Raw genomic sequence first — 20,729 nt, 5'->3', positions numbered from 1 at the left:
AGGACGAGACCGCCGCTGACACTAGGCGGAAGTTACCTGCCGGACATTCGTCACATGACGTACGTCTGCGACAATTCGCTCGGGGACGGACATGATCATCAGGCGGGGAGAAGGCAGCGTGATCGCGTTAGTCGGGCGCGAGCGTGAGACGGCGCAGGTCGAAGCGCTCGTCGACCGCATCCGGGAGCGCGGCGACGCGCTCGTGCTGCGGGGCGCGCCGGGGATCGGCAAGTCTGCCCTCCTCGCGGTCGCGAGCGAGTGGGCGCGGGCGCACGAGGTGGCCGTGTCGAGCACGTCCGGCGTCCAGAGCGAGACGCATCTGCCCTTCGCCGGCCTGTACCAGCTCGTTCAGCCGCTGCTCGGCGCCGCGGACGAGCTGCCCGCCCGCCAGCGCGAGGCCCTGCTCGGCGCCTTCGGCATGGAGGACGCCGCCGCCCCGGAGCCGTTCCTGATCGCGCTGGCCGTACTCAACCTGTTCGGCGACGCGGCCGCCCGCCGGCCCCTGCTGATCGTCGTGGACGACGTCCAGTGGCTTGATCGCTCCACCACCGAGGTGCTGGGATTCGTGGCCAGGAGGGTGCGCTCCGAGCCGATCGCGCTGCTGCTGGCCGTCCGCGACGGCTACGCCACGAGCCTCGACGACAGCGACCTGACCGAGCTGGCCCTGGACGGCCTCGCGCCCGCGGCCGCCGAGGCGCTGCTGGACGCCCAGTCGCCCGCGCTCCCCGTCGGCATGCGCTGGCGGGTGCTGTCCGAGGCGGCCGGCAACCCGCTCGCCCTGGTCGAGCTGCCGCTCGCCCTCGACAGCGGCGCGGCCACGACGAACGCGGAGTTCCTGCCGCTCACCGCGCGTCTGGAGCGGGCCTTCGCCGCCCGCCTGGCCGCGCTGCCGCCGCCCACCAAGGCGCTGCTGCTGGTCTCCGCCGCCAACGACGGCCCCGACCTCTCCGCCGCCCTGCTGGCGGGCGCCGCCGTGACTGGCACGGAGCTGACGGCCGAGGCCCTGGCCCCGGCCGTCGAGGCCGGCCTGGTGGAGCTGCGCGAGCCGGGCATCCAGTTCCGCCATCCGCTGGTGCGCTCGGCCGTCTACCAGAAGGCCGGGCCCGCCGACCGCCTGGCCGCCCACCGCGCGCTGGCCACCGTGCACGCGGCCGATCCCGACCGCAGGACCTGGCACCGCGCCGCCGCGATCGCCCGTCAGGACGAGTCCGTCGCCGCCGAGCTCGAAGAGGTGGCCGCGCGGGCGCGGCGGCGCGGCGCGATCACGGTGGCGGTGGCCGCGCTGCGGCGGGCCGCGGAGGTCAGCGAGGACCCGCCGGTCCGCGCCGAGCGCCTCCTGCGCGCCGCCGAGCTGGCCTTCGAGCTCGGCCGCCGCGACCAGGTCGCCGCGCTGCTGGCCCTGGTCGAGCCCGCGCTCCTCGGCCGGCCGCAACGGGCCAGGCTGGCCTGGCTGGGCGAGGTGCTGGAGGAGGGGCGCAACGAGGGGCCCGAACGGATCCTGCGGCTGATCGCGTACGCCGAGACCATGGAGTCCGCCGGCGATCCCACGCTCGCGCTCAACTTCGCCCGCGCCGCCGCCCTGCGCTGCTGGTGGACCGACTCCGGCCGGGACCTGCGGCGGCGCGTCATGGCGCTGGCCGAGCGGCTGGCGAGCAGCGGCGACGACCCCGAGCTGCTGCTGATCCTGGCCACCGTCACCCCCGTCGAGAGCGGCGGCGCCATCATCGATCGCCTGACCAAGCTGCGCGACGCCCGCTTCGACGCGGCCATGGCCAGGTTCCTGGGCGTGGCCGGGACCGCGGTCGGCGCCCACGACCTCGCCGGGCACTTCCTCGACGCCTGCATCTCCGACGCGCGCGCCCAGGGCCGGCTCGGCCTGCTGGCGCAGGCGCTCGGCTCGCAGATGTGGAGCCGGCTCTTCTGCGGCGACTGGCAGAGCGCGCTGCTGGCCGCCGAGGAGGGCGAACGACTGGCCCGCGAGACCGCCCAGCCGCGCTGGCAGTCCTCCGCCTGCGCCGCGCTGGCGCTGCTCGCCGGCCTCCGCGGGGAGGAGGAGCGCGGCCTGGCGCTGGCCGCGCAGGCCGAGCGCGTGCTCGGCTCCGGCGCCAACAGCTCGACCATGGCGATCGTCGAGCACGCCAGGGGCGTGATCGCTCTGTGCGCCGGACGGCACGAGGAGGCGTTCGGGCGTCTGCGGCGGCTGTTCGACCCGGACGACGCCGTCTACCACCCGATGTGGCGGCTGTGGGCGATCATCGACCTGACCGAGGCCGCGATCCCGGAGCGGCGCGAGGCCGTCAGGGCGGTGCTGGCGGAGCTGGAGGAGGTGGGGGCGCGGACCCCGGCCCCGCTGCTGCACGTGGGGCTGCGCCACGCGCGGGCGGTCCTGGCCGACGACGCCGACGCCGGACCGCTCTACCAGGACGCCCTGAACGCCGACCTGTCGCCCTGGCCCACCGCGCGGGCACGACTGCTGCTCGCCCACGGTGTCTGGTTACGCCGCCGGCGCAGGATCCAGGAAGCCCGCGTCCCGCTGCGTACCGCGCGGGACGCCTTCGACGCGCTGGGGCTGCTCGCCTTCGGCGAGAAGGCCAGGCAGGAGCTGCGCGCCGCGGGCGAGGCCAGCGACCTGCGCCTGCCGAGCAGCGTCGACCAGCTCACCGCACAGGAGCTGCACATCGCCCGGCTGGCCGCCGCCGGGCTGACCAACCGCGAGATCGGCCAGCAGCTGTACCTGTCGCACCGGACCGTCAGCACGCATCTGTACCGGGTGTTCCGCAAGCTCGGCATCACCGCGCGCGGCCAGCTCCGCGACGCCCTCCGGGACCGGCACGGCAGGTAGGGCCATCGCCGCGTACACCGCCACCCGCCGGAACACGAACGCCTCCCGGCCCGAGAGGGGCCGGGAGGCGGTGGCCGCCAGGCGGCTGGGTGGCCGCTAGAGCGGGCGCGAGCAGGCGACGCCGCCGCCTGCGTGGTTGATCAGATCCTGGTAGACGACGCTCTTGACGATCGGGGTGTCGCTCTTGACCGTCTGGATGACCTTGCCGTCCCGCTTCAGCTCGAAGACGGGGGTCGTCCCTGGCACCATCGGCGCCTTGAAGGACACCATGCCGGGGCCGGTCACCTCCTTGGTCTGCACGTCGTCGCCCTGCTTGATGGTCAGGGTGCCCGCTTCCTTGACGAAGGCGAGCAGCTCGACGTTGTTGGTGGCCGCGTCACCGTACGGGATGGAGATCGGGCCGATGGTCTGCTTCGTGGCGTCGAACGGCGCGTCGGTGCGGTGGCTGCGGTGGAAGTAGTACAGGGCGTCCCGCTTGACGCTGGGCTCCTTGCCGGTCTTGAACCAGGTCGTGTAGTACGCGATCACGTCGGCGGGCGCGTAACCCCGCTCGACCGACGGGGCCAGCCACGACTCGGCGTAGTCGTTCCACGTCAGCAGGTTGACGATGTCCGCGTCGCCCTCCATGGCCTTGACGAAGGACTGCCGCAGGGTGCCGCTGTTGGACGGCTCCCAGTAGCGCTTGTCGCGCGGGCGCACGTCCTCCAGGGCCGCCGGGGCCATGTAGAACTTGCCGCGCTTGGCCGCCTCGATGCCCGACTTGCGGTAGCCGTCCGTCGAGGTCTGCCAGCGGACGCCCCAGGAGGAGTAGCCGGCCACCGAGTCGTTCCACTCGGTCTTGCCCGAGCCGCTCCAGTCCAGGAAGATCGGCACCAGCACCGTCTTCATGCCCTGGGCGGACAGCTTCTCGCGCAGCGTGTCCCACCAGGCCGGGGACTGGCGCTCGGGGTAGAACGGCGCGAGCGGGATCGTCCCGTCGGGCAGCGTGTACAGCGACGGGTGCCCCTTGGCCATCAGGATGTCGGTGATCACCTTGTCGGGCGCCGCGTCCTTCGTGGTCGGGAAGTCCGGGCTGAGCATGATCCGGAAGCCCGGGTCCACCGCCTTGGCCGCCGCCAGCATCTTGGGGAACTGGTTGAAGCGCTGGTCGCTGGCCGAGGTGTGGTGCTCGTAGATGAAGCCGTCCAGGCCCATCGCGATGGCCTGGCGCACCTCGACCTCGAAGTCCGCCTGCCGCCAGTCGCCGGTGCGCACCGGACGGGTCAGCGGCCGGTCACGCGAGTGGCCGCCCTGCGCGGCGTACATGCCGTTGGAGCCCGCGGGGTCCAGCCATGACGCGTACTGGTCCTTCGACGGGTCCTTGTTGTCGATGGACAGCGGATAGGGCGGGAAGTAGAAGGCGAAGACCTTCTTGTCGTACGAGCGCAGCGTGGACGCGGCCGGCTTGTCGAACGGCAGGCAGGGGACGTTGCCCGTCGCCGTCGGGCTGGCGGTCGGGCTTGAGGTCGGGCTCGCGGTCGGGGACGCCGTGGCGGTGGCCGTCGGGGACGCCGTCGCGGTGGGGCTCGCGGTCGGGGTGGCCGTGGCCGGGGTGTAGGTGACCTTGAGGCTGGGGCCCTTGCCGGAGGTACGCGAGGAGTACAGCACCGCCACCGGTCCCTTGGACGCGGTGAGGCCGAAGGAGTAGGTGCCGTTGCCCGTGTACGCCTTGGAGACGTCCAGGCTCGCCACCGCGTTCGCGGTGAAACCGGTGTGGGTCGTCAGCGCCGTGCCGAACGTCGGCCGGGAGGTCCACGACGTGGCGCTCTGCGACCAGGTGCCGGTGACCTTGTGGGCGCTGACCGTGGTGTCGGTCGTCCGGGTGGAGCGCACCTGGAGCGTCAGCTTGACGTCCTGGGCGCCGGCCGGGATGCCGGACACTTTGAACCCCATCAGGGCTCTACGCTCGGCGTTGGTGGCGTCGTTGCAGGTCTTGACGCAGACTGACATCCACTCAGCGCTACTGTAAACGGTTTCAGGAGCGGCCTGACTGATGAACACGTCGTTGGTCGAGGGGACCACGACGCTCACCGGCGCCGTCGCAGCCGACGCGTGCGTCACACCGGTGGTGAACACGCAGGCCAAGGCGACGAGGACGGCAGGCACCGCCCGTCGATGGGTTAACAAAGGGCCTCCAGTCGGGGGGTTCCCTGAAGCGAGTGTTGATCACCTTAGCCGGGCCATACCCGGCCCCGGGGACAATCGACGCTTTTACCCCATGTCCATAAATAGCGAGATATGGCATCTAATCCGATTGGAGCGGGCCATAATTCGTAATGTGATCGGCTCGTCACGCGTCCAGCGCGGCGAAGGCGCACGTCGCCGAGCCGGACGACGTGCGCCTTTCGCGGTTACCTGCCTACCCGTGAGCGCTCGGCGTCGCGGATGGTCCTGTCGGCGTCCCGCCAGGTGATGAAGCCCGCGCGGAGGTTCCGCTCGGTGGCCGCGCGCACCTTGGCCACGTAGTCGCGGTGGCTGGGATACAGCGCGTCCAGGGTCGTCTCGTCGAAGGGGATCCAGGTTCCGCCCTGGCGGCAGGCGCTGGCGGTGGCGTCGGTCAGCCCGAGGTTCCAGCCGGTGTTGCGCTCGGTCGGGACGTCGACCGCCGCGAGCCGGATGCCGCCGCGGGCGAGCTGGTAGGCGTCCCTGGTGACGACGGCGGGGCTGGTGGTGGTGTCGGTGACCTCCAGCAGGGGAGCGGCGGGCGGCTGCCGGTTGTCGCGCGCCCAGCGCACGGAGTGGTCGAACATCGCGTTCAGCACGTACTCGTAGGGGACGTTGCTGCGCGCCGGGGACACGCACGGCGCGGTGGGCCCGGCGAGCAGGCCCGACACTCCGGCGTCGCGGAGCCTGATCGGGTTGTTGACGAGATAGGCGTGCCGGTCGGAGTGCGAGGCTCCGGCGATCTCCCAGTAGGCGTAGCGGTCGCCGGTGGGCTGGCGGCGGGCGGCCTGGTTGGCGAGGACGTCGTACTCGCTGGCGGTCTTGAAGACCTTGGTGCTCAGGTCGGTGCGGATCTGCACGCCGCCGTCCACGACGGTGATCACGTCGTAGACGGGGGCGAGGGGGTGCACCGAGTTGGCGTAGACGGCGAGCCTTGATGCCGATTGGGACTGGCCTGTCGCGATCAGCGTCCTGACCTTCAGGTTGCCGAGGGGGTGCGCGCCGCGCGGCTCGGTCAGGGCCTTGGCGGCCTGGGTGAAGACATCGTAGGCCAGGCCGTCGTCGGTGACGGCGCCGCCGGCGGTCAGGTCGAGATCGCCGTAGCGGGCCGGATTCCACAGCTTGAGGCCGGTGGGAGTGTGGACGCCGTTGCGCTGCGCGCTCACGCCGACCCAGGCGTACCCCTCGTCGAGCAGGTGGCGGAACGAGCGGGACCACATGACCTCGTAGTCGAAGTTGTTGGTCACGTTGTACCACTCCACGACGGCCGTGCCGTTGAACTTCTTCGGCGAGATCGGCCGGCGGACCACGATGCGGGTCCGGTACGGGTGCCCGCTGTCGATGACCGTGCCGGTGGCCTGGTCGGGCGTGGTGTAGCGGCTGGCCGTGCCCTCGATGAAGTACTCCTCCTCGACGTATCCGGCCTTGCCGAGGTCCTGGTCGGTGGCGAAGAACGGGTGGTCCCGGGGCTGGTCGCCGGCGGGGATCGGTCCTGTCACCAAGGGGGAGCCCGGCTGATCCAGATGGGCGTTCGCGGGGAGGGCCGGGGTGCTGATCAGCACGAGGGATAACGCGCAGGCCAGGAGGAGGGGGCGCATGGGAGACTCCGTCCCGAGAGTACGAACTAGATAGTTCATAACGTTGAGTAGCGCGGCCGTAAAGTCAAGAGCCGGCGGACGGCCAGCGCCACCGGCGCTGACGGTCCGCCGGCGGATGGATCCAGGGGTTAGTCCCCCGTGGGTCGCCGGTGCGCGGATCGCTTGGTTACTTCCACGGGGTGCAGTAGTTACCGCCGGTCCAGGCACTGGTGGAACAGGCTCGGGTGGACCTGCCGACCCGGCTCATCATCACGGTGTACGCACTGCAGGCGTCCCCGTCGTACACCCTCGCGGTTCTGGTCACGGCGCCGGTGCTGTTGTTGACCGCCTCGTGCCAGATGTTCTCCCCGCCGTAGCAGTCCGGCTGGTTGATGGCCTGGATGTCCGTCCAGCTCGCGTTGCAGGTCGGCGAGTACGAGAGCCGGACGAGAAACTCCTTGGAGGCGTAGCCGGGGACCACCATGTCGGCGAGAACCCGCGCGCCGGCCGAACAGCCGGTGGCGTTGGGGTCCTTGCCCGAGCAGGTGTTCCCGTTGCACGTGGCCGCCACGGTGACGGGGTCGGCCTGCGCCGGTTGTGCGTACGCGGCGGTGCCGGCGCCGAACGTGGTGAACAACGCGGTGGCCGCCGTGCCGACGAGCACAGAGAGCTGACGTTTCATTTGTACCTCCGGTTGGCATTTGTGGGACGGGGATGTTCCGGCAGCCGATCTGGCGGTATTCGGAGATCGGGGAATTCGCTGGCCTATCGCACCGGGGAAAGGCTGGTGCCCCACGTGTAGGACCCTTCGGTGAAAACCTGCCAGTCGCAGGTTCCCCTGCTCCAGTACACGGGCCCGTCGAGCACCACGCTCTGGTGGTAATAGCCGTTCTTGGGGTCGAGGAGATTGCGCCAGCTGTACGTTCCGGCGGGCAGGTAGGTCGAGGCGGTGGCGTGGTCGAGGCACCCTTCGTACCGCAGCGAGTACGTGCCCGCTGCCAGGTAGATGGTCCTGATCGCCTGGCTGTAGGCCCAATCGTCACGCGGATTGGGCTTGAGAATCTGCGTCTTGTAGTTGCACGCGTTGGGCGCGTCGCACAAACCGGCTTGCCTGGTGCCGGTGGCGTGTGCGGCGCCGGCCGTGGTGATGAGCATCAATGCCGCCGTGGTGGCCAGAAAGAAGTTCTGCATCGTCGATTTCATGGGCTCTCCTTTTTCCGCATGAGGGCATGCGTCATCCGCGAGGCGTTCGTGGTGGCTTTCGCGTCGATCGCGGAATCTGGCCTGATCATTCGTTCGCGCGACATCACACTTTCATCGCAGGCGTGACCGCTGACAGGTCAATGACCGGACATTCGCCGGGCGTTGCCGCGATCCGCCGGCGACCCGACGCGCCGTGCGGTCGGCAAGAGGACAACGGCGGGGCCGATCATCCGCTACGACCCGAGTGTGGCGACGGTGTAGAGGTACTGGGTGGGTAGCGTGCAAACCATCGCGTGGGTGGGGCGTGGCTCCTAACGTCGCGGAGTATGCAGACAGTAGACGTACTGGTCGTGGGGGCGGGCCTGGCCGGTCTGCGTACAGCCCGTCTGCTCGCGCGACGGGAGCTGAACGTGATGGTGGTCGACCGCCGCAGGTCGCTGTCGGCGGGCATCCGCACCACCGGGATCTTCGTGCGGCGGACCCTCGACGACTTCGACCTGCCAGAGCACCTGCTCGGGCCCGGCGTACGGGACGTGCTGCTGTATCCGCCGTCGCGGCGGGCGCCGATCCGGCTCACCAGCGACCGGGACGAGTACCGGGTGGCCGACATGGCGGCCGTCTACGAGCACGCGCACCGCGCGGCGGAGTCGGCCGGGGCGCGGGTCCTGCTGGGCGTGCGGTACGCCGGCGCGTCGAAGGGTTTGGCGCGGTTCGCGGACGCGGAGCCGGTGACGGCCCGGTTCATCGTCGGGGCGGACGGCGCCCGCTCCCGGGTGGCGCGTGACCTCGGGCTCGACGTCAACCGGCGCTTCCTCGTCGGCGCCGAGATCGTCCACCCGATCGCGCCGGGCACGACCACCCCGGCGTTCCACTGCGTGCTGGACCCCCGGGTCGCCCCGGGCTACCTGGGCTGGGTCATCGACGACGGACGGCACGCGCACGTCGGCGTCGCCGGATATCCGGACGCGATGCGCGCCGGCATCCGCCACCTGCTGGACGACTTCGCCGCGGACGCGCCCGGCCGCGCGGCGCCGGCCGGCCCGGTCGAGCGCCGGGGCGGCCCGATCCCGGTCGGCGGTGTGCTGCGCCGGCTGGTCTGCCCGGAGGGGCTGCTCGTCGGGGACGCGGCGGGCGCGGTGTCGCCGCTGACCGCCGGCGGGCTGGACCCCTGCTTACGCATGTCCGAGCTGGCCGCGTCGGTGGCCGCCGGATACCTGCGGACCGGTGATCAGCGCATGCTGAGCCAGTACGACGGGGGCGCGCTGCGGGCCCGGTTCCGAGGCCGGCTGCTGCTGCGCCGCGTGTTCGCCGGCATCCGATCCCCCGCCATGGCCGAGGCGGCGGTGCGCGCGCTGCGCGGTCGCGCCGGCCGGGCCCTGGCGGCGCGGATCCTGTTCGGCGACGGCTCGTTCCCGGCGGCCGGCCCCGGCCGGGCGAACGCCGGAAAGGTGGGGCTTGGAGACGAGGCCAGGCGGGAAGGACTGGTGTAATGCCAGGTCAGGAGTGGTGTCATGGTCTCTTCGCGGAGCATCTTCCGCCGTAAGCCGGTGGAACAGATCGCCGTCGAGCACGAGGGCGAGCTGTCCCGGTCGCTCGGCCTGTGGCAGCTCACCGCGATCGGCGTCGGCGGCATCATCGGCGCGGGGATCTTCGCCCTCGCGGGCGCCGTCGCCAACCAGACCGCCGGGCCCGCCGTGCTCGTGTCGTTCCTGATCGCCGGTGTGGCCAGCGCGGCGGCGGCCCTGTCGTACGCCGAGTTCGCCGGGATGATCCCGAAGGCGGGATCGGCCTACACCTACGGCTACGCGGTCCTGGGCGAGATCGTGGGCTGGTTCATCGGCTGGGACCTGCTGCTGGAGTACACCGCCATCGTCGCGGTCGTGGCCATCGGCATCTCCGGTTACTTCGGCTTCCTCGTCCAGCAGCTGGGCTTCGCGTTGCCCGCCTGGATGCTGGGTGCGCCCGGCACCGGTGAGGGGCGCGTGGTGGACCTGTTCGCGGTGGTGCTGTGCCTGCTGATCGCGTTCCTGCTGAACCTGGGCATCCGGACGGCCGCCAGGTTCGAGACGTTCGTGGTCGCGCTCAAGATCGCCGTGGTGCTGCTGGTGATCGTGGTCGGCTTCTTCTACGTGAACACCGCCAACTACACGCCCTTCTTCCCGTTCGGTGTCGGCGGGGCGCTCACGGGCGCGGCCACGGTGTTCTTCGCCGTCTTCGGCTACGACGCGATGAGCACCGCCGCCGAGGAGTCGAAGGACGCCACGCGGCACATGCCCAGGGCGATCATCTACTCGCTGGCCATCTCCATGGTGCTGTACGTGCTGGCCACGCTCGTGCTCACCGGCATGCAGAACTACCGCGAGATCGACCCGGAGAGCGGGTTCTCCTCGGCGTTCGCGTCGGTCGGGCTGTCCGGCCTGGCTAGCGTGATCGCCGTGGGAGCCATCATCGGCATCCTGACCGTCATGTTCACGTTCATGCTGGGGGTCACCCGGGTCTGGTTCTCCATGAGCCGGGACGGGCTGTTGCCGGCGTGGTTCGCCCGGCTGCACCCCGTACGGCGGGTGCCCACGCGCGTCACCTGGATCGTGGGCGCCGTCTCGGCGCTGATAGCCGGGTTCCTGCCCATCAGGGAGGCGGCCGAGCTGACGAACATCGGGATCCTGCTGGCCTTCGTGGTGGTGTGCGTCGCGGTGATCGTGCTGCGCTACCGGCATCCGGAGCTGCCCAGGGCGTTCCGGACGCCGGCGATGCCCGCGGTGCCGGCGATCGGGGTGGTCTTCTCCCTCTGGTTGATCACCTTTCTGGCACCGCAGACCTGGCTCCGGTTCATCGTCTGGTTCGCGATCGGGCTGATCGTCTACTTCGCGTACAGCCGGCGGCACTCCGAGCTGGAGCAGTGACGCGGTCCTGCGCTCAGTTCACGTACGCCCAGAGGTCGTACGCCGGATAGTACGGATTCGACGGATAGTGCATGCTGCACCACCAGGTGCCCCACCGGTCGTTCTCCTGCCCGGACCGGCCGAACGAGAGGCAGATCTCGTAGGGGAGGTTAGTGTAGACGACCTGGAGGGTCGGGGTGGCCTGCGCGGGCGTGGCCGTGGCCAGGACCGGTGTCAGAGCGGTGGCCGCGAACAGTGACAGGGCGACGAGTCGGTGACGCACCGGGACTCCCATCTCGAAGGGGCGGATCATCGTAAATTGCACGATGCGCCGATCCCGGATGCAATGCCGGTGCCCGACCCTCTTCGGCGACCTGCGCGAACGCGGGGGACGACGGTCCGTGGCGTGAAATGTTCAGGGACCGGCCGCCTGACGCCGAGACACCACACGTGTCGGCGGCCGGTCGGGGTGCGCGCTCAGCCGGAGACGCCGCCGGACGCGACCGGCGCGGCCGATCGCGGCCGGTGCCGGACAGCTCGGTGAAGTGCACGAGGACCTGTACGCGCCGTTCATCGAGCGGTTCGCCAGACGCGCGACGGCTCTGCGGTAGGGCGACCCCGCGGACGAGAGCACCGGCCTCGGCCCTCTCATCACCGCCGAGCAGCAGCAGCAGCGGCGGCTGGCCGGCCTGGTCGCGTAGGCGCACGCGGCCGGCGCGCGGGTCATCCCCGGGCCCGGACGCCCCTGGCCAGGGCTGCTTCGTCAGCCCCTCGGTGGTCGAATGCCCCGATGGCTCCCTCGCGCTGTGGTCGGAGGAGATCTTCGGCCCCGTCACGGCCACGCGGTCCTTCATCGACGAGGACGCACTCGTCGAGGAGATCAACGGCTGGGGGGTACGGCCTGGGCGGCTAGGTCCGCGACGAGCCCGACCGCGCCCGGCGGCTGCGGAAGGCGGCGACGCGGGCGCGGTTCTGGCAGGTGAGGGAGCAGAAGCGGCGCCGTCCGGCCGGTGAGGTATCGATGTAGACGTCGGCGCAGCGCCGTCCGGTGCACACACCGAGGCGGTCGGATCTGTGGTCGGCGAGATACTGCCGGAGCGCGACCGCCCCGGCGGCGAGGACCGCGTCCTTGCCGCCGCCGACGATCCACCCGAGGCGCGGCTGATCTTCCTCCATGCTCAGGATGGGCCGGACCCCGGTCTCGGCGAGCAGCTCGTTGACCAGCCGGACCTGCTCGGCCGCGCCGGACGTGGCGAAGATCGGGTGAAGGCGGTCGGCGATGTGAGCCATCGCCTGGTCCGTGAGCACGCCCGCGGCCTCGGGCGGGACGCCCGCCTGCGCGGCGATGGGCGGGTAGGCCTCCTCCCCGCCGTCCTCGGCCCGCGCCTCGCGGGGCACCGTGCCCCACCCGTTGACCAGCTCGACGAGGCCCGCCAGCGGCATCGCGTCCACCGTCACCGTCATACCGTCCACTGTAACGTGATGACCGCCTTCTGGGCGTTTCGTACCGTGTTCTCCGCCGAAGAAACGGGATCGCGTTCCAGCGCGCCTGCTCGAGTTCGCCCAGCTGGACAGCACCACTGGAGGTGGCGCTCGTCCGCTCTCTCGCCGAGGCCGAGTCCTGCCGCTCCTTCCGCGCCGTCACCCGCCGCGCTCGCGGAGGAGATGGACCGGACCGTCCCCGATCTCGCGAGCCGGCTTCGGCCCATGCTCCTGGAGCTTCCCGGGGAGAAATGAGGTGATCAGCGGCGGACCATGGGCAAGAAGACCTGGTCGACCAGCTCGACCAGCACCTCGTCGGAGATGCTGGCGTCCGGGTTCATCAGATATTCCTGGCGCAGGAGGACGACCGGCACGGTAGCCACGCGGGGCCTCAGCGCGTCGGGCCTGGCCTCGCCGCGCGCCACCGCCCGGCCCAGGATGGTCATCATGGCGCCGGGCTCGTGGGCGAGCTCCTCGCGCAGGTGCTGCAGCAGCTCCGGATGGGCGTGCGTCTCGGACATGACGCCGCGCAGGATCTCGCCGCCCACCGCCGACCCCATCCGGGCCGCCGCCCCCCGCAACAGCGCCAGCACGTCGGCACGCAGGTCGCCGGTGTCGGGCAGGGCCGCCGGCCGGGCTACGAAGTGGCGGTAGGCGGCGAAGGCAAGCGCGGCGCGGTTCGGCCAGCGACGGTAGATCGCCGTCTTGTTGGTGCCCGCCCGCTGCGCCACCCGATCGATGGTCAGCCGCGCGTAGCCGCCGTCGGCCAGCTCGTCCACCGCGGCCTGGAGGAGCGCCTTTTCCAGCTCGGCGCCCCGTCGCCGGGAACGCTTGTCACCATCCGCCCTCGTCGTCGGCGCCACGGGCTCCTCCTGACGTTTACGGTCCGGTTCGTCTCTTATTGCATCCTAGGGCACCCATTTGTAAGGTACTAAACGTCCCTTAATAGGGGACTGGATCTTTCATCTCCTCGGGGAGTCACTGTGAACAAGTCCAGCCTGCTCAAGACACTCATCCCGGACGTGGTTCTGCCCGTCGCGGTCTACTACGCCTGCCGTAGGCTCGGCGTGGCGGAGGAATGCTCGATGCTGCTGGGCGCGGCGGCGGCCCTCGTCCGCGTGCTGCTCGCCGCCGTCGTGGGACGCCGGTTCAACGGCCTGGCCGCCCTGGTGTGCGCCGGCTTCGCGGCCGGCGCGCTGCTGACCCTCGTCACCGGCGACCCGCGCTTCCTGCTGGCCAAGGAGTCGTTCCTGTCCGGGCTGCTCGGCCTGCTCCTGCTCGGCTCCTGCCTGGTGGGCAAGCCCCTCATGTACGCCCTCATGCGCCGCCTGACGGCCGGCGACCCGGGCAAGCTCGCGGAATGGGAGCGGCTGTGGGCGTCCGCGCCCCAGTTCCGCAAGGTGTTCCTCACCCTGACCCTGGTCTGGGGCGCCGGGCTGCTCGCCGAGTCGATCGTCAGGGTGCCGCTCATCTACAGCCTGCCGCTCGATGTGATGGTGGGCCTGTCCACCGTGCTCCAGCTCGCCACGTTCGCGTTGCTGATCGGCTGGTCGCTGCTCTACCGCCGCGCGCGGCTGAGCCGGGCCGCGGCCCGCTGACATGCGGGTCGGGATCGTGCTGGCCCTGCTGCCGGCGTTCGTTGCGCTGCCCGGCACCGCCTGGCCTGGTGGCTTGCCTGGCCGGCCGGCGTGCTCGTCGCCGTCGTCCTGTACGGGCCGGCCGCCATGTTCGTCATCGCACCGGCTCAATCTTCGTGGGCTCCCCGCTGCTGGTCGGCGCCCTGCCTGCCTTCGGTGCTGACCGCCGGGCTCGTGGGGTGCGCGGGCGTCGCCTGGTGGAAGGGGTGATGGGGGCTGTCGGGGCGGCTCTCGGTCGATCCCGCCGCGTACGCCGCCGGCGCGGTCGCCTTCATGGCCATCGGCTATCTCTGCAACCTGGTCGGCGGGGGTGTTCGCGTGACGGGTCCGATGACAACATTAAGGGACTTCTGGTACCTTACGTCGTCACTGCATTCCTTAGGTCGATAAATGTGGAGATGACCAATGTTCGCGACCTCTTTGGGAGATGACGGCGCGGAGTTGCGTCCGCTGGAGCCGTGGCGGGCCGAGGAGTTGCTGGCCCACATGGAGCGGGGCAGGGAGTTCATCGGGCAGTACATCATGCTGCCGGACGCGGTCGTGGACCTGGCGTCGAGCCGGGCGTTCCTCCAGGCGTACGCGGACAAGGCCGCCGCCGACACGGCGCGGCTCTGGGGCATCTGGGTGGATGACAAGCTGGTCGGCGGAGTCCTCTTCCGCACGATGGACATCAAGATGGGCACTGCCGAGGCGGGCTGCTGGCTGGAGCCCGCCGCCGCCGGCAAGGGGCTCGTCACCCGGGCGGCCCGCCTGATCATCGACTGGGCCGTCGAGGAGCGGGCCGTGCACCGGGTGGAGTGGCTCGTCGCGGCGGGGAACGCGGCCAGCATCGCCGTGGCCCGGCGGCTCGGCATGAGGAAGGACGGCGTGCTGCGGGAAAGCTATCCGCACCGGGGCAAGCGGCACGACGTGGAGGTCTGGTCCGTGCTCGCGCCGGAGTGGCGCGCAGGCAAGGAGGGCTCTGAGAAGCAGGGCTCCTAGAAGCAGGGCTCCTAAGGAGGGCGAGGAGCCGCCAGCGGCCGAGGCCGCCCAGGCGCACCGCGCGCTTCAGGAGGTCCTGGCCGAGCCCGGCGACCGGCGCGTCCGCGCTTCCCGGATGGTCCACGCGGGCACGTGCCGGCCCATCTGACGGCCAACGCCAGAATGCTCGCCCGCCTGGCCGAGCACGCGCTGCGCGGCGAGGTCGTGCCGACCTGCGACGGGGGCATGGCCGAGCGGGACACGATCACCGAGTCCACCGCCGGTCGCGGCGCTGGCGAGCACCGGGGAGCACTGGCCGAGCGGAACGCGATCACCGAGTCCACCGCCGGTCGGGCTCAGCCGCTGCCGAAGGCGAGGTCGCTGTCGCTGAAGACGGGATGCGCCGGGTTCACGTCCGTCTCGCCCGCGCCGCCGTCGCAGCGGCGATCCGGGTTGAACATCAGGTACGTCCCCGAGCCGCACGCCGTGGCCGGCTCGGCGTCGCCGCCGACGACCACCCCACCGCTCAGGTTGGCCCCTCCCTGGACGAGGGCGCTGTTCTTGACCACGGCGTTGCCGGTGACGGTGGCGCCGCTGTTGACCCAGGCCAGGTCCTCGATGCGGGCGTTGCCGCTGACGGTGCTGTTGCCGTACACGGCGGCTCGCGGGCCGACGTAGGCGGTGGCGGCCACGCTGGCCCGATTGTCGACCCAGCCGCCGCCGTTGGAGTGCCAGTGCCCGTTGCCCGGCGCGGACGGCCGTACGTGGCCCGGCTCGAAGCCCCACGGCGTCGCCCCCTGGAGGCGGAACTGGTAGGGGTAGCGGTAGTTGCGCGGATAGCCGTCAAGGTAGGCGTACTTGTGCACGGTCCCCGGCGCGCCGAGGACCACGAGGTAGACGTCCTTCTCGCCGGGCTGCGTCTGAAAGGTCACCTCGCCGTTGGACGAGCTGTGGACGGGGCCGTACCGGGGCGTGCCGTTCCGTACGGCGACGAACCCGTACGACCATCCGGACTGCGCCGCGGCGTTGACGTGGCCACGGAAACGCAGCCGGATGAGCGCGCCGTCGCTGCCGGGCACGAGGCGGATCTTGTTGTAGCCGTAGTCGGAGGGCGCGAGGGCGTCGGAGACGCGGAAGTGGCCGGCCGCGGCGTTCACCGCCTCCACCGCGACGCCGTTGTAGGCGGTGACGAACGGGTACAGGCCGGTGATGAACGGCATGAAGTCGGCCCGGTTGGAGTAGTCCCAGGTGACGTTGCGCTGGGCGTACTCGCCGAGGCGCCGGTTGAGCTCGGCCTGGTCGATGCCGGTGATGCGGCGGTAGACCTCCAGGGGGTGCTCGGTGTTCCTGGCCTCGTTCCACAGGCGGTTGAACATGGCCAGGCCGTCGCGGTCCTTGATGTACTGCAGCAGCATCCAGGCGCCGTAGTGGTGGCGGCTGCTGCTGTAGGCGAGGTTCTCCGTGCGGATGAACCTGGTGAGGTCGCCCGCGGCCGTCCTGGGGTAGACCTGCATGGCCATGAACTCGGCGCTGGCCTCCCAGAACGTCCCGGAGCCCGGGTGGGTGAAGCCGTAACCGGACCTGCCGAGGAAGGTGTAGTTCTGGAAGACGTGGGCCAGCTCGTGCGCCAGGCCCCACGAGCCGGGTTGCGCGGCCCCCGGGGCGATGTTGATGACGCCGACCCTGCCGTCGGTCGAGCCGCCCGTCGCCCAGGCGTCCAGCGGGGCGGTGGACCAGGTCCTGGTGATGATCACGATGATCTTGTGCTGGGCGAGCAGGCCGGTCTCCGGCGTGAACCGCATGGTGTTCACGTAGAAGGAGTAGAGACTCTCCAGCTGGCCGAGGATGTTGTCGGGGTCGAAGCGGTACGCCGAGGGGGCGTTCCTGGGGTCGGTGCCCGATCGATCACCCCACAGCAGGATGAAATCGGCCGACTCCTTCGTCCGCTCGGGGACCCAGGGCACCTCGCCGGTGGTGGCCCAGCGCGACGGGATGTAGACGGTCTTGGCGAGCGCCGACCCGCTGCCCGCCGCCGCGGGGGGCGTGGACAGGGATAACAGGCCGGCAAGCAGGAGGAGGGCGGTCGCGGCCACCCGCAGTCGTCTCATGTGAAGGACCTCCAGACGAGGTGTTAGCGCTAACACTCCGGGCCGGGTTGCGGTATGTGACATGCCGTTGAGCGGCTCCGAGTGTTGGCGAGCCGACAGGCGCTGTCAAGATCTCGTGTCCTGCCGGTGAAGTCGCCCGGAGGTGAGCTGCGGATCCCTGCTGCCGACGCCTGAAAGTTGCATCCCCGTGGCCCGCGCACACATAAGCGTCACTGTGTTGACGCACGTAATGATAAATGTCTAATGTCAGAAGGTCTCCCTGCTGAGTCCGCGAGCGCGACGAAAGGCCAAGATGACCACGCCCCACCAGGACATCGGATCCGACCGCGACGTCACCCATGACTTCGACCCCCGCGCCCCCGAGACCTTCACCAGCGCCCACGCGCTGTACAAGGAGATGAGGTCGTCCTGTCCCGTCGCCCACAGCACGACCTATGACGGCGGGTTCTGGGCGCTGTTCCGCTACGAGGACGTCAAGCGCGTCCTCGACGGCCGGACCCTTTTCACCACGTCGGTGCAGAACACGGTGCCGAAGTTCGCCTTCACCGGCCGCCGGCCGCCGCTGCACTTCGACCCGCCGGAGCACACGGCCTACCGGCGGGTGATCAACCGCTTCTTCACCCGGGACAAGATGGCCGCCCTGGAGCCGCGCGTGCGCGAGTACGCCGTGCAGCTGCTCCAGCCGCTCATCGACGCCGGCGAGGGGGACGTCTCGGTGGACTACGCCCAGAAGTTCCCGGCACATGTCTTCGCGGCGTTCTTCAATCTGCCGACCGACCTGGCTGAGCTGATCAAGGAGATCAGCGCCCAGTATGTTGCAGCCATTCAAGTGGTCGACACGGATAACGTCGTACGTCTGAGCCGCCGGCTGTACGAGATCGCCCAGGCGGTCATCGACGAGCGGCTCGCCCACCCGATCGACCCCGGCCACGACCTCGCTAGCGCCCTCATGAACGCCGAGTACGAAGGCGACCCCCTGCCTCCGGACATGGTGCTGGGCTGCGTCCGCCAGCTCCTCGTCACCGGGATGGTCGCGCCCAGCGTCTTCATCGGGAACATGTTCGTCCACCTGAGCGGCGACCCGGCGCTCGCGGACCTGCTGCGCGCCGACCCATCCCGCATCCCCGCCGCCGTCGAGGAGTTTCTCCGCCTGTACGGCCCGTACCGGGGGATGGCCAGGACGGCGCGGGAAGACGTGGAGTTCGGGGGCCGGCTGATCAAGGCCGGTGAGCCCATCGCGCTGGTGTACACCTCGGCCAACCGCGATGAGACGGTCTTCCCCGACGGCGAGACGTTCCGGTTCGACCGGCCGAACCTCGCCCGCCACCTCGCCTTCGGCAGCGGCGTCCACACCTGCCCCGGCGCCCCGCTGGCCCGCATCATGCTGATCGCGACCCTGGAGGAGGCGCTGGCGCGCACGTCGGCGTTCGAGGTGAGCGGCGAGGTCAGGATGGCGAGCTGGGCCGAGTGGGGCACCAACTCGGTCCCCATGCGGTTCACGGCGGCCACCCGATGACCGGCTCGGCAGGCGGCACGGCCCCCGGCGCGGCCAACCCTGCGGCCCCCGGCGCGGCCAACCCTGCGGCCCCCGGCCCGGCCAACGTCGCGGCGCCCGGCCCGGCCAACGTCGCGGCGCCCGATCCGGTGGTCCCCGACGACTTCGACCCCGACGAGGCGGGCTCGGCCCCCGAGAGCCTGGAGATGTACGCCCGGCTGCGCGGCTCCTGCCCGGTGGCCCGCAGCAGCAGGTACGGCGGCTTCTGGGCGCTGACCCGGCACGCCGACGTGGCCGCCGCGGCCGGCGACCCGGCGACCTTCATCTCCTCGGTGCGCGCCGTGGTCCCGAGCGACCCCCGCGGCCTGCGCCGCCCGCCGCTCAACTACGACGCCCCCGCCCACACGCCCTATCGCAGAGCGCTGGACCGCACCCTCCAGCGGGCCCGCATCGCTCGCCTGGAGCCGCGGCTGCGCGCGCACGCCGCCCGCGAGCTGACCCCGCTCGTCGAGCGCGGCGGCGGCGACATCGCCCAGGAGTTCGGCGCGCAGTTCCCCGCCTGGGTCACCACCGAATGGCTGAACCTCGACCCCGAGCTCGCCCCCGAGCTGGCCGCCACCGCCGCGCGGTGGGTGCGGGCCTGGCGGGCACTCGACCGGGACGTGGTCAACGAGACCAGCGAGCGCATGTACGGCATCGCGCGCGACCTGGTGCGCGACCGCCGCGCGTCCCCGCGCCCCGTCGAGGAGGACCCGGCCAGCTCGTTGCTGGCCGAACGGCCGGACGGCCGGCCGCTGGAGGAGGAGCACATCGTCGGCGCGCTGCGCCAGTGCCTCGTCGTGGGCATGGTGGCGCCGCCCATCCTGCTCGGCTCCATCTGCGTGCACCTGTCGCAGCACCCGGAGCTCCAGTCGGAGCTGCGGGCGCGCCCCGAGCTGCTGCCCGCGGCGCTGGAGGAGCTGCTGCGCCTGTACGCGCCCTACCGCGGCTTCGCCCGCACCGTCAGCCGGGAGGTCGAGCTGCACGGGCGCACCATCCGCCCCGGCGAGCCGGTGACGCTCGTCTACGCCTCTGCGAACCGGGACGAGGAGGTCTTCCCCGACCCCGACACGTTCGTCCTGGGACGTCCCAACATCGCAGCGCACCTGGCCTTCGGGCGCGGCCGGCACGCGTGCGCCGGCATGCCGCTGGCCCGGCTGTCGATGCGCGTCGCGCTGGAGGAGCTGCTGCGGCGCACGTCCGCGATCGAGGTCAGCGGGCCGACCGAGAGCGCGCGCATGCCCGAGATCGGTGCCGTGTCCGTTCCGGTACGGCTTCGGCCGGCCTGAGATGTACGACGATTCGATTGCGTGCGTATGCGTAAGCGTTATACATATACTCCTACCGTGACTGACGGTGCATGGGCCGAGGCAGGCGACGTCGATCTCCCGCGCTTCCAGGTGGGTGCGCCTCCGCAGCATCTGATCACGACGCTGCTCGGCGACTACTGGATCAGCAGGCCCGAGCAGTTGCCGTCCGCGGCGCTGGTGCGGCTGGCCGAGGAGTTCGGCGTGTCCGCCGTGGCCGCCAGGGCCGCGCTCTCCCGCCTGACGCGGCGCGAGCTGCTGGAGTCGTCCAAGGTGGGGCGGCGCACCTACTACCGGCTCACCGACCGGGCCGCCGCCGTCCTGCTGGACGGGCGGCAGCGGATCATGTCCTTCGGGCTGGACCAGGACGCGTGGGACGGGACCTGGGTGGTGGCCGCGTTCTCCATCTCCGAGGAGCAGCGCGACCTGCGGCACGCGCTGCGCGCCCGGCTGCGCTGGCTGGGCTTCGCCCCGCTCTACGACGGGCTGTGGGTCTCTCCCACGGCGGACGCCGACGACGCGGCGGCGGTGCTCGCCGAGCTGCAGGTGCCCACGTCCACGATCTTGCGCGCCCGGGCCCTGGACCTGCCCGGCATGCGGGCGCCGCAGGAGGCGTGGGACTTCGACCAGCTCCGGCGCACCTACGAAGGCTTCGTGGCGCAATACTCGCCGCTGCTGGTCCGCGTCCGCAAGGGGGCGGTGGGCGCGTCCGAGGCGCTCGTGGCGCGCAGCGGCATCATGGACACCTGGCGGACCTTCCCCAACCACGACCCCGACCTGCCGGCCGAGCTGCTGCCTGCCGACTGGCCCAGGAGCGCGGCGAGGGACGTGTTCGTGGAGGTCTACGACACCCTCGGCCCGCTCGCGGAGTTCCGGGTCAAGCAGATCGTCGCCGAGTTCGAGCCCGAGCTGGCCGAGCTGGTGGCCCACCACCGCACCAGCCTGGTCAACGCCCCCCGCTGAGCCAGGCCCGACGCCTCCCTCCCTCATCAGCC

At 71.1% G+C, this 20,729-nt stretch carries 18 protein-coding genes; 9 read left to right on the top strand and 9 right to left on the bottom strand.

From position 1 onward, the window contains the following. The first annotated feature begins 118 nt into the window (after positions 1-118). Positions 119-2,842 carry a helix-turn-helix transcriptional regulator gene (locus ETD85_RS00085; protein ID WP_206057992.1) on the top strand — a complete coding sequence of 908 codons (2,724 nt, stop codon included), beginning with the start codon at positions 119-121 and terminating at the stop codon, positions 2,840-2,842. Between the two features lie 96 nt (positions 2,843-2,938). Here the strand turns inward: ETD85_RS00085 and ETD85_RS00080 are convergent, their stop codons facing one another. The 4 genes from ETD85_RS00080 to ETD85_RS00065 form a co-directional block, all read right to left on the bottom strand. Further along, positions 2,939-4,903, bottom strand: a complete 1,965-nt coding sequence (locus ETD85_RS00080) for an endo-1,3-alpha-glucanase family glycosylhydrolase (RefSeq protein ID WP_420847223.1) — start codon at positions 4,901-4,903, stop codon at positions 2,939-2,941. A 329-nt stretch (positions 4,904-5,232) separates the two neighbouring features. After that, on the bottom strand, positions 5,233-6,642 hold the full coding sequence (locus tag ETD85_RS00075; protein ID WP_138687469.1) for an alpha/beta hydrolase domain-containing protein: 1,410 nt from the start codon (positions 6,640-6,642) through the stop codon (positions 5,233-5,235). 166 nt (positions 6,643-6,808) lie between these two features. Beyond that, positions 6,809-7,303, bottom strand: coding sequence for a DUF2690 domain-containing protein (locus ETD85_RS00070; protein ID WP_138687468.1), 495 nt, complete (start codon positions 7,301-7,303; stop codon positions 6,809-6,811). A gap of 83 nt (positions 7,304-7,386) precedes the next feature. Further along, complete coding sequence (locus ETD85_RS00065) at positions 7,387-7,824, bottom strand: hypothetical protein (RefSeq protein WP_138687467.1); 438 nt, start codon at positions 7,822-7,824, stop codon at positions 7,387-7,389. A 326-nt stretch (positions 7,825-8,150) separates the two neighbouring features. Between ETD85_RS00065 and ETD85_RS00060 the strand changes: the two genes are divergently transcribed. Continuing rightward, the gene (locus ETD85_RS00060; protein WP_240778676.1) at positions 8,151-9,314 is read left to right on the top strand and encodes an FAD-dependent oxidoreductase; all 1,164 of its coding nucleotides are present in this window, start codon (positions 8,151-8,153) and stop codon (positions 9,312-9,314) included. 21 nt (positions 9,315-9,335) lie between these two features. Continuing rightward, the gene (locus ETD85_RS00055; RefSeq protein WP_138687466.1) at positions 9,336-10,727 is read left to right on the top strand and encodes an amino acid permease; all 1,392 of its coding nucleotides are present in this window, start codon (positions 9,336-9,338) and stop codon (positions 10,725-10,727) included. A gap of 13 nt (positions 10,728-10,740) precedes the next feature. On the opposite strand, the gene ETD85_RS00050 is transcribed toward ETD85_RS00055, so the two are convergent. After that, positions 10,741-10,989, bottom strand: a complete 249-nt coding sequence (locus ETD85_RS00050; RefSeq protein ID WP_138687465.1) for a hypothetical protein — start codon at positions 10,987-10,989, stop codon at positions 10,741-10,743. A 128-nt stretch (positions 10,990-11,117) separates the two neighbouring features. On the opposite strand from ETD85_RS00050, the gene ETD85_RS67395 reads away from it, so the two are divergent. Continuing rightward, on the top strand, positions 11,118-11,720 hold the full coding sequence (locus ETD85_RS67395) for an aldehyde dehydrogenase family protein (protein ID WP_138687464.1): 603 nt from the start codon (positions 11,118-11,120) through the stop codon (positions 11,718-11,720). Here the strand turns inward: ETD85_RS67395 and ETD85_RS00040 are convergent. Together ETD85_RS00040 and ETD85_RS00035 are read right to left on the bottom strand one after the other, a co-directional pair. After that, complete coding sequence (locus ETD85_RS00040; protein ID WP_138687463.1) at positions 11,616-12,170, bottom strand: CGNR zinc finger domain-containing protein; 555 nt, start codon at positions 12,168-12,170, stop codon at positions 11,616-11,618. The two genes, ETD85_RS67395 and ETD85_RS00040, sit on opposite strands and share 105 nt — an antisense overlap. A gap of 278 nt (positions 12,171-12,448) precedes the next feature. After that, complete coding sequence (locus ETD85_RS00035; protein ID WP_138687462.1) at positions 12,449-13,051, bottom strand: TetR/AcrR family transcriptional regulator; 603 nt, start codon at positions 13,049-13,051, stop codon at positions 12,449-12,451. A gap of 120 nt (positions 13,052-13,171) precedes the next feature. Between ETD85_RS00035 and ETD85_RS00030 the strand changes: the two genes are divergently transcribed. Continuing rightward, positions 13,172-13,786, top strand: a complete 615-nt coding sequence (locus ETD85_RS00030; protein WP_170246424.1) for a VC0807 family protein — start codon at positions 13,172-13,174, stop codon at positions 13,784-13,786. 146 nt (positions 13,787-13,932) lie between these two features. Here the strand turns inward: ETD85_RS00030 and ETD85_RS62770 are convergent, their stop codons facing one another. Continuing rightward, positions 13,933-14,100: a hypothetical protein gene (locus ETD85_RS62770; RefSeq protein ID WP_170246423.1), complete on the bottom strand. Its 168-nt coding sequence runs from the start codon at positions 14,098-14,100 to the stop codon at positions 13,933-13,935. 130 nt (positions 14,101-14,230) lie between these two features. On the opposite strand from ETD85_RS62770, the gene ETD85_RS00025 reads away from it, so the two are divergent. Continuing rightward, positions 14,231-14,806 (top strand): GNAT family N-acetyltransferase, encoded by a 576-nt coding sequence (locus ETD85_RS00025; RefSeq protein WP_138687460.1) that lies wholly within the window; start codon positions 14,231-14,233, stop codon positions 14,804-14,806. A 335-nt stretch (positions 14,807-15,141) separates the two neighbouring features. On the opposite strand, the gene ETD85_RS00020 is transcribed toward ETD85_RS00025, so the two are convergent. Next, a complete protein-coding gene (locus tag ETD85_RS00020) occupies positions 15,142-16,893 on the bottom strand; it encodes a DUF6055 domain-containing protein (protein WP_206057990.1) in 1,752 nt (583 codons plus the stop codon). 292 nt (positions 16,894-17,185) lie between these two features. On the opposite strand from ETD85_RS00020, the gene ETD85_RS00015 reads away from it, so the two are divergent. Genes ETD85_RS00015 through ETD85_RS00005 form a run of 3 tightly spaced genes read left to right on the top strand, consistent with a single transcriptional unit; the run spans position 17,186 to position 20,697 of the window. Further along, positions 17,186-18,409: a cytochrome P450 gene (locus ETD85_RS00015; protein ID WP_138687459.1), complete on the top strand. Its 1,224-nt coding sequence runs from the start codon at positions 17,186-17,188 to the stop codon at positions 18,407-18,409. Further along, positions 18,406-19,716 (top strand): cytochrome P450, encoded by a 1,311-nt coding sequence (locus tag ETD85_RS00010; protein ID WP_206057989.1) that lies wholly within the window; start codon positions 18,406-18,408, stop codon positions 19,714-19,716. Before ETD85_RS00015 ends, ETD85_RS00010 begins: the two co-directional genes overlap by 4 nt. Positions 19,717-19,773: 57 nt before the next feature. After that, positions 19,774-20,697, top strand: coding sequence for a PaaX family transcriptional regulator (locus ETD85_RS00005; protein WP_240778675.1), 924 nt, complete (start codon positions 19,774-19,776; stop codon positions 20,695-20,697). Positions 20,698-20,729 lie beyond the last annotated feature (32 nt).

This window comes from Nonomuraea zeae (genome assembly GCF_005889725.1).
In the GTDB taxonomy this organism is placed as follows: Bacteria; Actinomycetota; Actinomycetes; order Streptosporangiales; family Streptosporangiaceae; genus Nonomuraea; species Nonomuraea zeae.
This window is presented reverse-complemented; position numbering and strand designations above follow the sequence as displayed.